At 51.2% G+C, this 14,693-nt stretch carries 16 protein-coding genes; 5 read left to right on the forward strand and 11 right to left on the reverse strand.

Annotated elements, in window-relative coordinates:
- Window position 1: 1 nt before the first annotated feature.
- A complete protein-coding gene (locus D9T21_RS17135) occupies window positions 2-880 on the reverse strand; it encodes a MipA/OmpV family protein (protein ID WP_164464735.1) in 879 nt (292 codons plus the stop codon).
- A 164-nt stretch (window positions 881-1,044) separates the two neighbouring features.
- On the opposite strand from D9T21_RS17135, the gene D9T21_RS17140 reads away from it, so the two are divergent.
- Complete coding sequence (locus D9T21_RS17140) at window positions 1,045-2,988, forward strand: beta-propeller domain-containing protein (RefSeq protein ID WP_164464736.1); 1,944 nt, start codon at window positions 1,045-1,047, stop codon at window positions 2,986-2,988.
- Between the two features lie 80 nt (window positions 2,989-3,068).
- Here D9T21_RS17140 and tmpT read toward each other — a convergent pair whose 3' ends face one another.
- From tmpT to D9T21_RS17160, 4 genes are read right to left on the reverse strand one after another with little or no spacing between them, the layout of a single operon-like run.
- Complete coding sequence (gene tmpT, locus D9T21_RS17145; RefSeq protein WP_123326313.1) at window positions 3,069-3,710, reverse strand: thiopurine S-methyltransferase; 642 nt, start codon at window positions 3,708-3,710, stop codon at window positions 3,069-3,071.
- 56 nt (window positions 3,711-3,766) lie between these two features.
- A complete protein-coding gene (locus D9T21_RS17150; RefSeq protein WP_123326315.1) occupies window positions 3,767-4,099 on the reverse strand; it encodes an antibiotic biosynthesis monooxygenase family protein in 333 nt (110 codons plus the stop codon).
- 12 nt (window positions 4,100-4,111) lie between these two features.
- Window positions 4,112-5,569: a PepSY-associated TM helix domain-containing protein gene (locus D9T21_RS17155; RefSeq protein ID WP_123326317.1), complete on the reverse strand. Its 1,458-nt coding sequence runs from the start codon at window positions 5,567-5,569 to the stop codon at window positions 4,112-4,114.
- Entirely contained in the window at window positions 5,562-6,110 is a 549-nt protein-coding gene (locus D9T21_RS17160) for a hypothetical protein (RefSeq protein WP_123326319.1), read from the reverse strand. Before D9T21_RS17160 ends, D9T21_RS17155 begins: the two co-directional genes overlap by 8 nt.
- Before the next feature lie 217 nt (window positions 6,111-6,327).
- Here D9T21_RS17160 and D9T21_RS17165 point away from each other — a divergent pair, with 217 nt between their 5' ends.
- From D9T21_RS17165 to D9T21_RS23225, 4 genes are all read left to right on the forward strand, one after another.
- Window positions 6,328-6,753, forward strand: coding sequence for a DUF2177 family protein (locus D9T21_RS17165; protein ID WP_123326321.1), 426 nt, complete (start codon window positions 6,328-6,330; stop codon window positions 6,751-6,753).
- 83 nt (window positions 6,754-6,836) lie between these two features.
- Entirely contained in the window at window positions 6,837-9,314 is a 2,478-nt protein-coding gene (plsB, locus tag D9T21_RS17170; RefSeq protein WP_123326323.1) for a glycerol-3-phosphate 1-O-acyltransferase PlsB, read from the forward strand.
- Window positions 9,301-9,780 (forward strand): WbuC family cupin fold metalloprotein, encoded by a 480-nt coding sequence (locus D9T21_RS17175; RefSeq protein WP_123326325.1) that lies wholly within the window; start codon window positions 9,301-9,303, stop codon window positions 9,778-9,780. The genes plsB and D9T21_RS17175 overlap by 14 nt, the downstream gene beginning before the upstream one ends.
- A 25-nt stretch (window positions 9,781-9,805) precedes the next feature.
- A complete protein-coding gene (locus tag D9T21_RS23225; protein WP_123326327.1) occupies window positions 9,806-10,411 on the forward strand; it encodes an antibiotic biosynthesis monooxygenase in 606 nt (201 codons plus the stop codon).
- Between the two features lie 91 nt (window positions 10,412-10,502).
- Here D9T21_RS23225 and D9T21_RS17185 read toward each other — a convergent pair whose 3' ends face one another.
- The 6 genes from D9T21_RS17185 to D9T21_RS17205 all read right to left on the reverse strand — a co-directional run bounded on the left by D9T21_RS17185 (window position 10,503) and on the right by D9T21_RS17205 (window position 14,596).
- Window positions 10,503-11,267, reverse strand: coding sequence for an SDR family NAD(P)-dependent oxidoreductase (locus D9T21_RS17185; RefSeq protein WP_105935003.1), 765 nt, complete (start codon window positions 11,265-11,267; stop codon window positions 10,503-10,505).
- A 288-nt stretch (window positions 11,268-11,555) separates the two neighbouring features.
- Complete coding sequence (locus tag D9T21_RS17190) at window positions 11,556-12,017, reverse strand: NADAR family protein (protein WP_105935002.1); 462 nt, start codon at window positions 12,015-12,017, stop codon at window positions 11,556-11,558.
- Between the two features lie 79 nt (window positions 12,018-12,096).
- A complete protein-coding gene (gene nhaC / locus D9T21_RS17195) occupies window positions 12,097-13,512 on the reverse strand; it encodes a Na+/H+ antiporter NhaC (protein WP_123326329.1) in 1,416 nt (471 codons plus the stop codon).
- Between the two features lie 208 nt (window positions 13,513-13,720).
- On the reverse strand, window positions 13,721-13,969 hold the full coding sequence (locus tag D9T21_RS17200) for a hypothetical protein (RefSeq protein ID WP_123326331.1): 249 nt from the start codon (window positions 13,967-13,969) through the stop codon (window positions 13,721-13,723).
- Between the two features lie 12 nt (window positions 13,970-13,981).
- On the reverse strand, window positions 13,982-14,125 hold the full coding sequence (locus D9T21_RS22785; protein WP_164464737.1) for a hypothetical protein: 144 nt from the start codon (window positions 14,123-14,125) through the stop codon (window positions 13,982-13,984).
- 99 nt (window positions 14,126-14,224) lie between these two features.
- Entirely contained in the window at window positions 14,225-14,596 is a 372-nt protein-coding gene (locus D9T21_RS17205) for a hypothetical protein (protein ID WP_123326332.1), read from the reverse strand.
- Window positions 14,597-14,693 lie beyond the last annotated feature (97 nt).

Consider the following 14,693-nt stretch of genomic DNA (forward strand, 5'->3'; position numbering starts at 1 on the left):
CTTAAAACTGATAGCCGAAGCCAATGAAACCGCTGGCAACGTAGTCTTTAGACACCAGCGGGCTATCTGTCATACCGCTGCCCAGGGTGGATAACTGCACCCGGCCCACCCAGCGCCAGTGCTTGTTTAAGGGTTTATTGAGTAGTAGCCCGACACTGGTTTGCAGGGCATGGTCGGCAGCGTACCACAGGCTACTATTAGCCGTATCCTCACTATCGATACCATAATAGTAATCTATCAGCTTCTCGCTCTTATAGGTCACTGAAGCATTCGCGGCAAACTGCCAATCATCCCACTGCCAGCGGTACTGGTATTTTAGTTGCGCATAATACCCCTGATGTACACCCAGCAGGTCGCCTGCGACCGTTGCGGAAAAAAAGCTGTCGGAGCCGTTCCAGTTGACTCTTAAACCGGCATCAGCCGTCCACTTGCGGCGGCTGATATCGTTGATAGAAATGGAATCCCGGGGGGCGGGAGATTCACCGTTACTGTCGCCGGGTTGTAACGGGCTGCCAATGACATCTGCGGAGCTGGTATTTACAGACAAAACAATATTGGCGGGGTGCCAAAACGCAAAATAGGCGCGCTCGCGGTTTGCCCTCACAAACAATTCGGTGGTTACATCATCACGCAACTGCCACTGATAGCCAGCTTCACCGTTGTCGAAATAAGCATTTTCGCCATACCAGGCCACATCGGGTAAGACCACCAGCGGGATAGGATCGCCATCGACCAGTGGATTGGTTCTGGCGCCAATACCCACCGCGATGCCTAATTTCCAGGAGTTAGGTGCTATACAGGCATCGTCACTCTCACAGGCCCACGCAATGCCCTGGCCAGACAGCCACAGTAATAAACAGCACAGCAAAGGGATCCGCACACCATAGCTCCGGCAGGTTATTCAGATTTTTAAGATTATCAAACCCTGAGAGCCTGCACAGTACCCGATTACAAATTGTCACATTTATAAATAGTTTGGATCGGATTATTGCTTAAACAAGCACTAGGGTAGTAGTCAACCTCACCGCTTAATAGGACATGGATATGAACCTGAAGCAAAAAACCGACCTGATGTGGAAGTGCCTGGCCGTAGCGATATTTTCAACCTGTACGATTACCGCCTGCAGCAACGACGGTAACGAGAGCCCGCCAGCGCTCAGTTACATGACAGCGACGGATTCAGCCTTATCTACCGCGCAACAGGTCAGTGCCGAACGCTATGTTAAAAATGGCATTTATCTGATGAAAAAATCGCAGGCAACGGCGGCGGAGGGCGTTGCCAATGATACTGCGGCGCCGGCCAGCTATTCGACCACCAATACCCAGATTGCCGGTGTAGATGAAGCCGACCGCATTGAATACAACGGTGACTATCTGTTTGTGGCGGATTTACCGGTATGGACCCCAAGCCACGGAGAGGTAAAAAAAGTGCGCATTCTGGCGCGCGAGAACGATTATTCTTTAACCGAAGCCGCGACAATCTCATTGCAGGAAAATCTCAACGTAGCGGGCATGTACCTGTATGAAGATATCCTGGGCGTGGTCAGTCACTCTTTCCAGTATTATGCTATGGCCGATATTCTGCTCGACTCAAGCCCCTGGCAGCAGCCAGAAAACGATACTTACATTGATATTTACGGCGTCGCCGAACCGACCAGCCCCAATACGGTGAGTAATATTCGTATTGATGGTGGTCTGATTAACTCACGACGCATCGACAACCATTTGTTTATTGCCACGCAGTTCGTGCCCAACCTGGAAGACTTACCGGATGCCGGCACCAGCAATCGCAGCCTGGTCAATCTATACAACGCAATTCTGGCGAAAAACAGTAGTGAGCTGGTTCCCAAAATCACCATTAACGGCCAAACCAGTGATCTTTATCAGTTAACTGACTGCTTGTTACCCCAGCGTGCCACCGAACAGAATGGTCATACGCAAATGGTCAGCGTGGTTAAAATTGATTTGGATAACCCGATGAATTTTTCCTCGCTGTGCTTGCTGACCGAAGCCCATGGCCTGTTCGCCTCGGCTGACCACTTGTACTTACATGCCCGTGGCGAAGAGAGCACCATTGTTCATAAAATCTCGCTGGGCAATGAAATCCGCTATCAGGCAACAGCCAGTGTGGTAGGCACCCTGGGCTGGCAAAGTTCAGCGCAGTTCAGACTGGCTGAGCGCGACGGCAAATTACTGGCTGTCACCACGGTGGGTGCCTGGTCCCAGGATCCCGAGCATATGCTGCATATCCTCGAGCAACAGGGCAGTGAACTGGTAGAAATTGCCACCTTACCGAACGAATCCCAACCCGCGCCCATTGGCAAGCCGGGTGAAGCCATTTATGCAGTGCGCTTTTTTGAAGACAGAGCCTTTATCGTCACCTTTGAACAGGTTGACCCCTTGTATGTGATTGACTTAACGGACCTGTACGCGCCAAGGGTTGCCGGCGAACTGGAGATACCCGGCTTTTCCAGCTACCTGCATCCCATGGAAAACGGGCTGTTACTTGGCGTTGGCCAACAGGTTAGAAATGATGCGATCCCCGTCAGCGGCAGTACCCCGCTGGAAACCCCCATTGAGGAGGGCATGAAGGTCAGTTTATTTGACGTACTCGACCCGGCCAATCCGGTGGTACTGGGTGAGTTTGTCTGGCCGGAGGCCTATACCCCGGTGGAATACGACCACCGTTCACTGTCGGTGCTGAAAACAGACTCCGGCTATCAGTTTGCGCTGCCCTCACAATCCTGGGGATTCGACGACTCCGGTTACTGGTTTACCCAAAACGCCTTGCAGACGCTGGAGGTCAATGAAGCAGACCGGACACTGAGTCATATCGATTCGATATCACCGGCAACCGAGGACGACTATTACATTGGCAGCTATGAGGATCGCAGCGTGTTGCACAATGGCCATATCTATTACCTGCGCGGTAACCAGATCTATCACGCGCTATGGCAACCAGGCGCAACTGTTGACGGGCCTTACTGATAGCGATCAACGTTTACTTGTGCGAGGTCGGTAAAGTGCAAATTTCTGGCACTTTGCCGACCCTTTTTAACGGTAAACCGTTAGCCCTTACTGGTAAGGGACCACAGATTTTCAACGGCGGGGACTTTACCTTTTAAGCCACCTTCCAGCGCTTCACTGTGCAAAAGCGTTATTGTGCAGTACTTACTATAGTTTTGCTGGATCTCTTCACTGGGAATAGCAAAGGGCGGGCCGCCGATTAAAGACTGATCGTACTCGAACGTCACCAACAGCTGTTTTGCGCCGGGAGTGAGTGAGCACAAGCGCTGACTGTATTGCTTACGCATATCCTGGGGCAGGGCCACCAGCGCGGCGCGGTCGTAAACAACATCAATAGTGCCCAGTTGTTCGGGAGTAAGCGCAAAAAAGTCGCCACAGTACAAAGTAATATCCGGCGCCGTATAACGCATTAATTTGCCGCATTCTTCAATCACTGGCGTAACGCCCAGACTCTCAAAGTACTGGCTGACAGCCAGCTGACTTAGCTCCACGCCCACCACCTCGCAACCACGCTCAAGCATGAACGTCATATCGTTGGATTTACCACAAAGCGGTACAAATACGCGACATCCATCGCCAATACCAAATTCAGCGGCAAATTCTGCCAGCATCGGATGGATATCGCTCTGATGGAAGCCTATCTCACCTTTTTCCCACTTGTCATGCCAGAACGTATGCTCCATGACCACTCCTCATTAACCACAACCAAACTGCTTACAGCACAAGACACTAACGACTTTTAGTTATCCACCGCAAAAGGGCGGCGCTGCAAATAATCGCAGGCAACGTCCATTTTATACAGAATACGGGTAGCCTCAAGATTTAGCGCATCATGCATATGCATGCGTTGCTGTTCGTAGTCTTCACTCATGCTGTTAGTTGCGGCCTGTTCCCAGGTTGCGCGGTCGGGCCACTGCGCATAAGCAATCCAGCGCCCTTCTTCATCTTTATGTAAGCGTGAACCCAGGCTGCCATGCAACAGGTAAATGCCCTGAGTTACTTTCGGCCAGGCACACAGAAAATCGGCTTCTTTACCTGTTTTGGGAACAAACTCAAACATAACGATAAACATGGCTTCTCCTGTTTAGGCCGCGCTTGATGCTGCGAACTGCATCATCTTTCGCTTATTGCGACGTGCAGACCACATAGCCCACACGGCAACGGCGAGCAACGGCACATTAACCTGTAATGCTGCCACAGAAAATGCAGCAGTGCCAAAGCGCACCAGGTAAACCAGCCAGAATAAGGCAATCACTGATGCCAGCAGTTGCTTATACAGGGGCACAATTCGCGCTTCGTCATTAAGGCGTAAGGCCAGACCGGCAAGCACCGCCAGCGCCACCCAGAATACCAGGGTAGGTGAGACAGCCACCGCAAAATAGCTCAGTGCACTTACTACCAATGCCACTGGCGTGCCCCACACAAATGCCGGCCAGAGCAGATTAAGTGCGTCGCGGGTCTGGCGCTTCTTGAGCCAGATATTCATGCCGGTGGCAGACACCACAGTCAGCATCATGCCCAGCACAATGTAGAGTATCTTCACCGGCATGCCGATAAAGTCACCAAAATGGATTCGAAATACGGAATACAGGGTTTGCATGCCGCCGTCACCATCAGAATACCCGGCTTTACCCAGATAATTGCCGGCCGAGTCATAGCGGTAGTTCTCTGAGTAAATCAGGCGCTCAGGGGTTTTTACAAAAAACTCCAGAAACTGCTGCGGTGTATGTGGTTCGTGTACCGTAAAGAACAGCAAGTTGCCTTCGGTATTTACCCGCCCCTGCAGATCGCGCATGGCGGTACCGATATCGGGCGGGGCAATCTCCTGCACCAGCTCGGGCTCGGGCGTAAAAGCACGGTCGTAAACGGCCTGGGTATCGCCATCGTAGAACGCCTGGGCAATTAGGGTTACAAACACCCCGGCCAGGCCAAAATAGGCACCGGTGATTGCTATCATCAGATGAAACGGCGTGCCCCACACACTCAGGCGATTATGCATATCAATGTTTTCCTTCAGGCCGTCGCCGCCATACCGAAACTTAAAAGCGTCTTTGATGATTCTGGGATGCGCCATCAGGCCCGATACAATCAGTGCACACAACAAGGCGCCGCAGGCACTCACCAGGATCATGCCAAACGAATGGGGCAGGTGCAGGTACAAATGCAAATCCACCAGCATTCGCGACCAGGTGACATTTTCCTGCTCAATTAACGTGCCCTGCTCATCCACAAAATGGGCCCGGTGATCATCTTCCATCACCAGCCGCGGAATGCCAGTACCAGGGAACACAAAATAATAGTGATGGGTGTCATCACTGTATTGCTCAGTAAAGCTGGTATAGGCGCGCTCCACCTGTTCGACGGTGTATTCAGTTGTCTCCGGGATATTGGGTTGCTCCCAGCGCTCAAACTCTTTATGCAATACGGCAATGGTGCCCGATAAACAAATCAGGAACATCACCGCGCTAACAACCAGTCCCAGCCAGGTGTGAGACTGCAGCGAACGTTTTGCCAGACTGCCAGCAGAAACCGATTTAGCCATGCGCCCCTCCAAATAACCACAAGCCAGCCACAGCAGCTGCGCCTAAAGATAAAACAATGTGCAGCCACTTACGCGATGACAGCACATACCAGTAAGCCAAAAGGCCCCACAATACCGGCATCACCAGTACGCCAGTGGCCATTTGCTTGGGCTCAGATACAGGCAGCTGATACACCACAGCGATCATAATGAGCGCACAGATAAACATCTGCCCGGGTAAGACATACAGAATATGCCCGGTTTGCCGGGCAATCTGGCGCGGGGCAACCCGCCATTGATGCGCCGGTTTTACGCGCTCACGTGTTTGCCGTTGGGGGCTGGCCTCAACTGCGATAGCCGCCCACACAGTCAGCGCAGGCAAACACAAGCCAATGGTCAGGCCATATTCCACGCCAAGGACTAAATGCCAGCAATACACACTGCCGGCCACGGCTAACCAGCCCAACCAGGCATACACCGCTGAACTGTTGCGCCAGCCAAGGTATATACCACCGGCAGCTACGGTTGATCCAACCAAAGCCAGAAAACTTCCTAAAATCATAAACTTTACTTATTATTTTGAGCTGGTGCAGCGGTCAGCACGTTAGCGCCTGATGAACCGCCTCTACGCAGTTTGATTTTGTCAGGCAGAGGCCCGACCCTAAAACGCAAATAAGAATAATTTACATTTACAAAAAGATCAATCTGCACAAAGCGATCTGTTTCAGGCTTAGTGTCATATCAATCTGTAACGGAACAACACCATACAAGGAAATACTATGACATCCCCTTACGCTTCTAAAACCCGTTTTACTCAGCTGTTACTGGCTTATGTCACGATGCTGCTGGTGTTTGGCGTGCTCGATGGTGTGTGGCTGGGCGTGGTGGCAAATCAATGGTATTTCGGCAGTCTTTCCGGCTTGTTGCGCGACCCTTTTATCACCTGGCCATGGCTGGTGTTTTATATTGGCTATTGCGCGGCGGGTTTATATCTGGCGGTGCTCCCGGCCAGACAAAACCTGGCCAAAGCGTTTCTCAACGGTGCTGTAGTGGGTGCCGCGGCTTATGGTGCCTATAACCTCACCAATTATTCCATCGTCGCCGACTGGCCGTTACCCATCACCCTGATAGACTGGACCTGGGGCACTGTCGCTACCGCCTTAGTCAGCACTAGCGGCGCACTGGCTATAAAACTTAAGGATTAGCCGCAAGCAGGGTCCGTCACGCTATAACTGCCTGAAATCGTGATACACTATGCAGGTATTTCATTAAACAGGACACCCAATTCATGACTTGGATGCGTCAGGCTTTGCTTAACGTGTTTCGTCTACCGGTTAAGTGGCTGGTGAAAACCAACAGTATTCCTTCTGATGTTGAGAGTGAACTCGGCATCGATAAATCACGCCCCATTATTTATTTGCTGCCATCCGATTCGGTCACCGATCAGCTGGCACTGCAAATGTCCGCGCAAAAGATGGGTCTGCCTGATCCTGTTGAGCCGGTGACGCTGGCAAATAAAAGCTATCCGGGCAGCCTGTTCCTGCGGCGCACTGAAGCACTGCTTCGCAAGCGAAATCAAAACACGGATATCGAGCCGGTTTTTACCGACCTGTTTCATTTGCACCGCGATCACAGCGACCTCGATGTTCAGGTGGTGCCGGTATTTATCACCTGGGGCAGGACGCCAGGCAAAGGCAAACCGGGTCTGGCGGATTTACTCACCCTGTCAGCCGCGCCAAGTTGGTTACGCAAATTCTTTATCGTATTGTTTTTGGGTCGCGACACCTTTATCAGTTACAGCCAGGCGGTGTCATCACGGGCAATGGCCGATCAGCACAGTACAGATGAAAAGCTGGCTCACAAGCTTTCCCGCGTAGCAAGTACTCACTTTCACCGTAAGCGTCAGGCCATGACAGGCCCAACCCTGCTGGAACGGCAGGAGCTGAACAATGCGGTGCTCGGCTCCGAAATGGTCCGCAATGCCATTGGCGAAGAGATGCGTGCCAAAAAGCTCAGTGCCGACGAAGCACGCCAGGTTGCGGCAGGCTACCTGACTGAAATTGCCGCAGATTATCGGGAAGGGCTAATCCGCTTTGGTGATCGCCTGTTAACCCGTATCTGGAACAAAATTTATAACGGTATCAGTGTTGGTCACGCCAACCGTATTCGTGAACTGGCCAATAATGGTCACGAAATCATCTATGTACCCTGCCATCGCAGTCATATGGACTACCTCTTACTGACCTACGTGATCTACCATGAAGGCCTGGTCACACCGCATATCGCGGCAGGTATTAACCTTAACTTCTGGCCGGTAGGCGGTATTTTTCGGCGCGGTGGAGCGTTCTTCCTGCGCCGCAGCTTTGCCGGTAACAAGCTCTACACCGCCGTATTCCGCGAGTATCTGGAATTACTGTTTAAAAAAGGCTACGCGGTTAAGTATTACCCGGAAGGCGGCCGCAGCCGCACCGGACGCCTCATCCCGCCGAAAACCGGCATGCTGGCCATGACCATTCAGGCCGCGGTTAAAGGCGTCAACCGTCCAATCAGTCTGGTACCTGTGTACATTGGCTATGAAAACGTCATGGAAGTGAAGAGCTACCTGAGCGAGTTGAAGGGCGGCGCGAAAAAGAAAGAGTCCAACTGGCAGGTGTTTTCGGCCATTAAAAAACTCAAAAATTACGGTCATGGCTTTGTGAATTTTGGCGAGCCACTGTCGCTTAATCAATTTCTCGACAATAAAGCCCCCGACTGGCGTGACAGTCAGGCCTTAAACCCCGAGAAAAAACCCGCCTGGTTAACCCCCACGGTTAACGGCCTGGCTAATGAGTTAATGACCCGGGTAAATAGTGCGGCCGCCATTAATGGCATGGCGCTCACCGCGTTGTGCCTGCTGGCGTCAAAAACCCAGACCATGAGTAAAACGGAGCTGGCCCAGGCGATGCGCGATTATCTCGCCCTGTTTGAGCTGGCCCCGTACAGTGCTAATGCCACTCTACCCGAAGAGGATGCCGACGCACTGCTCGAACACACCTTGTCGTTAAAACGGTTACAGGTAAGCGAAGACAACTACGGCACGCTGATTAGCCCGATGCCGGATAACGCGGTGTTTTTAACCTACTACCGCAACAATATTATTCACCTGTTCGCCCTGCCGGGCCTTGTTATGACGGCCATTTTTGCCCATGGCAAACTGGAGAAAAACAACATTCTGCAGTTAATTGCGGCGCTTTATCCGCTGCTGCAGCGCGAGCTATTCCTGCACCTGTCGCAGGATGAAGCGCTGGCTTATACCGCGCAGCTGATTGATGCTTTCAAACAAACCGGCATGCTGCAGCAAAAAGGACGTTATCTGGCGTTGCCGGAAGCCGACAGCGAACAATTCCATTCAAGCTGGTTGCTGAGTCGCTGCATGCAGGAAACCCTGCAGCGTTACGCGGTAGTGCTGACCATTCTTAAACGCGACAAATTGATTAGCCGTAATGCCCTGGAACGGGAAAGTAAAACCGTGGCCGAGCGTTTATCCAAACTGTATGGCATGCACTCGCCAGAGTTTTACGATAAAAATGTGCTGTCCAGCTTTATCAGTGCGTTACGGGATAACCACTGGCTGGATGCGGGCGAAGACGGCAGTCTGAAGTATTCCGAGGAAGCTTCGGCCCTGCGTAAAGATATCATGGCGTTAGTCTGGCCGGAGATAGTTCAGCATTTACAGCAGGATATTCTTCAGGCCGATAGGGAAGCAGGTGCCGATGAAAAAGTTTGATATTGAGTTACTCAGTGAACTAAGAGCACGGGCTGAAGCCAGCCCGCGCCGCCGCGCACACCACAATGTGCATGACGACTATCAGCAGCCGGTACAGCGCCTGTTTGTAAGCATGCTGCCCGACTCTTATGTAAGACCCCATCGCCACAGCCAGGCGCATAAATGGGAATTCTTTATGGTGGTGGACGGTTGCCTGGAGCTGTTATTTTTTGATGATCACGGCGTGCTCACAGAGCGCCTTGCTCTGGGCCCGGGCAGTGATTGCCTGGGGGTGGAAATTCCTCCTAACACCTGGCATGCCACTGTGTGTCATCAGCCGGTTACTTTTGTTGAGGTTAAACAAGGGCCCTACGAAGTGACTGACGATAAAGACTTTGCCGACTGGGCGCCGGCTGAGGGCGACGACGCTGTTACGGCTTTTCTGGCCAGTATGAAAATACTGCGGCCGGGGAACGTCTTGAGCTGAGGTTAATCAGTTGAAGGAGAAGGCAATGCAATCCTGGATCAGCGTAATACTGCTCGGGCTAATGATAGCCATATCACCGGTTCAGGCCAGCGCGGCCGATTATCCTGGCATCATTCGCATCGCTGAACTGGACATTGACCCGCAGCACCTGGATGAATACCTGGCCCTGTTGACCGAGGAAGCCGAGGCTTCGGTACGGCTTGAACCTGGCGTCATCGCTATATTTCCTATGGTACAGGAACAAAACCCCAGCGCCGTGCGGATCCTGGAGATATACGCCAGTCAGCAGGCTTATGAGTCACACATTAAAACCGCCCATTTTTTAAAGTATAAAAAGGCCACGTTACACATGGTAAAAGCGTTGCGGCTGATTGATATGCAGGCCATCGATGCTCGCACCATGTCAATACTGTTTAGCAAAATGGCAACGCCACCGCCAATGTTAATGTGCCCAGCTCACGGCGATCAAGAAAATGCTCAGCCTTCAGGGCATCCAGCGTTTCCAGCACCAACGGCGAGTCAGTGGGTACTGCGCTGCCCAGCATATATCGCTCGTAATGACTGTATACCCAGTATACCTTGCCGGGTGTCATCAGTTTGTAGACCAGAAATGTGTCGCGCAGCTCGGTAGTGTCGTAACCTTTTACCTCGCGCTGCCCTACTGCATACCTGACTTCATATTCAGTTTTGTTAGACATATAAGTCCTTAAATCAATTCGTTGCTATCGGGCCAGGAACCCGCCATCGACGGCGAGTACAAGCCCATTAATGTAGTTACTGGCGGCGCTGGCCAAAAAGACGGCCGCACCCTGTAAGTCTGAGGTTTCGCCCCAGCGCGCGGCTGGGATACGTTTGAGAATTTCACTGCTGCGCTCAGGATCGTCCTGCAATGCTTGAGTGTTGTCGGTGCGGATATAACCCGGCGCGATAGCATTGACCTGCACATTGTGCTGCCCACACTCGTTGGCAAGAGCCTTGGTTAAACCCGCTACCGCATGCTTACTGGCGGTATACGCTGGCACCGTGATGCCACCGCTGTAGCTGAGCATAGACGCAATATTAATAATTTTGCCCTGCTGACGTGCCACCATGTCTTTTCCGATTTGCTGACACAAAATAAAAGTGGCATCGAGGTTTACCTGCAACGAGTGCTGCCACTGTTCCAGTGGAAACTCTACCGCCGGACTGCGATAAATAGTGCCGCCATTGTTCACCAGCACATTCACCTCGCCGTATACGCCTTTGGCTTTTTCAGCCAGCGCCTGCACGGCCGTAACGTCTGACAAATCAGCAAACAGTTCTGTGGCCTCACCACCTGCATCGGTAATTTTGCTGACGGTGTCTGCACAACCGCCTTCACGACTACTGGCACAAATGACTTTCGCACCGGCACCCGCAAACCCTGTAGCCAGCGCCTGACCAATGCCACGACTGGCACCGGTTACTAAAGCAACCTTGTTGGTTAATCCAAAATCAGGGGAGGTCATATACCCGTTCTCCTGTCAGCTAACGTTCGCAAATGAGCCTATAGTGTGGTTGGCAGGCCTGAATTGAAGCAAGTAATCCATGGCGAAAGCGCCAAATACCGCAGGTTTGTTTCACATGTGAAACTCATTGAAAGGAAGCGATTGTACCCGCCGGTGAAAGTGAAGAATTTAGCGTAGTGATAGCGAAGGAATTGCCCAATGGTGCTAACAAGCGGCCATCACAGCCGACGGGCATATTTACAAATCCCGGCAGCCTTCCAGTGCGCTGTTAGCCTGGCTTTGGTTAGATCAATCGCCGAGTAGTTTCTGACGAATGTCCATCCACGCTTTACCAATATGATTCAGGCCGCGCTGATCGCGACCAATGCCCCAGAAATAATCATATTGTGAGGTTTCAATAATCAATCTGTCTTCGGTTGCAAACAGTGCTTCGCGGACTTCGTCATACATTTGTACTTTGGTGTACAAAGCGCGTTTCATCAGGATCGGCGCAGTGACTTTAAAGTCCGCGATTTTGCCACGAAACCAGGCCTGACCATAGGCATTGGCTTTCTCACCGCTCGGCAGCGCAACCACTTTACTGGCATGCCGGGCGCTGCGTAAGGTTTTGGCCTGAACATAATGTTCGCAGGTCAGCCAGTTCTGCTCATCCAGAAAAATGGGATGTGCCGAACACGTAGAAAGTGGGTTTGCACTATCGAACCGGGAAAACTGATACGCTTTCTCAATAACCAGGTTAGCAGTGAACACAATAATTCCTCAGGCAAAATGTAATCGTCAGGCAGTATATAGCGTTCTGAAGCCGTTGTAATTTTGTAATGAGTATGACCTAGCTTGCCGACTGCGGTTGCGGCGTGCCCTCTGCATCATACTCAACGGGGGCAAAGTGATACCAGCCTGCGTAGCTGTATAGCAGGGTAATGCCGAGTACAAGCCAGTGGTACCACAAAAACGGCAGGTAATTCAGCGTGCTTACCCCTAGCGTAGTCGCCATAAAGATACCGCCGTCGGTCCAGGGGATCATAGGAGTAGTTACCGTACCGCCGGATTCAACGTTGCGCGAAAGTACCCGTTTATCAATGCCCATCTGTTCATAGTTACGGGATGTTATGGTGCTGGCGGTCATTATCGATACATAGGCCGCTCCGCCGAGCGCATTACCTAAAATACCGCTTAGCATAGTGGAAAGCCCCAGACGGCCGGTGGTGGTGGCCCAATTTTGCAGGGCATTACATACCGCCGTAAGTACACCAATAGATTCCATCAGTCCACCCAGCCCCAGCGCCAGAATAACCAGCAGGATCACCGATAACATCGATGTAATACCGCCCCGATTGAGCAGGATCTGCAGGAACTCTACATCGGTATCAATAAAGTTGCCGTTATACAGACTGTCGAAAGCGTTTACCAAAGAAGCCTGTTCAAACAGCATTGCCCAAATCACACCAAGCAATGCCCCCAGGCAGATAACCGGAAATGAGGGCAGGCGCATCATCAATAAACCAATGACAATCAGCGCCGGTAACAACATATACCAGCCAATAGTGTAATGAACGGCAATAGCATCCATTACCTGTTGAGCGGTACCAGTACCACCATCATGATCAAATCCCAGGCCGACCAGCAAAAATGCAATACAGGCAATGATGCAGGCAGGCACACTGACGTACAGCATGGATTTAATGTGCGCAATAAGGTTTACCTGACACATGGAGGCGGTCATCACCGTGGTATCAGAAAGCGGTGAAAGCTTATCGCCAACGTAAGCCCCCGAAATAGCAGCACCGGCCACCAGCGCTGGCGGTAAATCAAAGCCGGCACCAATGCCCATCATGGCTATGCCAGCAGTGCCAGCCGTACCGAACGAGGTACCGGTTGCCAGTGAGGTAATGGCACAAATAATAAACGCAGCTGGCAGAAACAGCGCCGGATCCATAACCGAAAGACCCAGGTAGATTATATTGGGAACAATTCCGCCCGCCATCCAGCTACCGATAAGAGCACCTACAGCGATCAAAATCATAATCGCATCCATGCCTTGAGTAACGCCTGCAATCACTCCTTTTTGCAAATGATGATAGTGATAGCCGAGATACTTGCCAAAGCCCATCACCACAAACCAACAGCCAATAAAGGCCAGTTGAATAGGCAGGCTAAGTTGGTGTACCGCCACAAAGATAATGGCCAGCAGCAGAAGGGTGAGAATGAGAATTTCGGTCAGAGAAGGCAATCGCGTTTTGTGCATGAAGATCCCGTGGCTGTGCTGCCGTAACGCCGCCATGGCGGTAGTTACTACGCCCTAAATATTATTCTGTATACTTTTTATCCCATATAAGATTATGAATGTAAAGGAGATCGTCGGGTGACTAGAAAAAAGTGGCGGGGGAAACTTCCCGCCATAGCTTAAAGGGCAAGCAAGGATTGGGATAACACAATTAAATCGTTAACAACTATCAGTCAGACTGATTAAGAAACGCCAGCACCTGTTGGTGGTTGTGCTGCTTGGCGGCCGATAATGCGACCTTTCTTTCGTGCGCCTGCAGCGCCATATCATTACCGGTATAGCGAAAGTATCTGAGCATGGCAACGTCACCCCGCCGGGCCGCATCCTGATAAAGTTGCGACCGGGTTTTACTGGTCATAGACACTGATAAGCACAGTGGAATGCAACACAGCGTGGCAGTGAGTAATAACGGTAACATCGCTGCCTCCTGTTATGCCTTAGGATTCTGTGCTGTTGTCACACTCTTGCACAGCTGATCGCCGTAATAGTTATCGCGAAAATTACAGTCCCGTTGAGATTGCTCAGCATTAGTGGTGGTTTTGCGGTTTAGCAGGTGATTAATAATTTGCTGCATCAGACTTTCCTCTCCGTTTTATCGATAAACAGAGTATGGCTGCCCGCATAAAAATATAAAATAATTAAAACTGATTAGTTTGATTTGTTTTTGTGATTATCAGGAGAGACGCTTCAACAATTCCTGATAGGCCTCTTTATCCTGGCTTTTCAGTTTAGACAGATCGGCCTCTATGCTGTCGACCAGCGTTTTACTTTTTAATTCTTCGATTTCCTTAGCCATTGCTCTGAGTGATTCCACCGCTTCTCCGGGTACGCCGTCGGCGATTTCCAGTACGGCATTGGTGAGCTTACCCAACTGCTTACCGTAGCTGGCCACTTTCGTGATCACTTGCTTTTCCAGCGCCGCATTTCCGGCGATATTGAATTCGTATTGGGGTGAAAACCAGCTCGTCACCGGCGAAATATCTTTTACGTCACCGCTTAACGGCATATTCCAGGCAAATGGGGGAAGGGCGAAAGGGTTAAACATGTCACACTCCTTATGAACACTAATTGACCTTAGTATAGAGTGGTTAGCGCAGCCTGACTATTTTTTAACCATAACTATTTCATCGAACAAAAAAATA

Origin of the sequence: Marisediminitalea oceani, from assembly GCF_003731635.1 — a bacterium.
Classification (GTDB): domain Bacteria; phylum Pseudomonadota; class Gammaproteobacteria; order Enterobacterales; family Alteromonadaceae; genus Alteromonas; species Alteromonas oceani.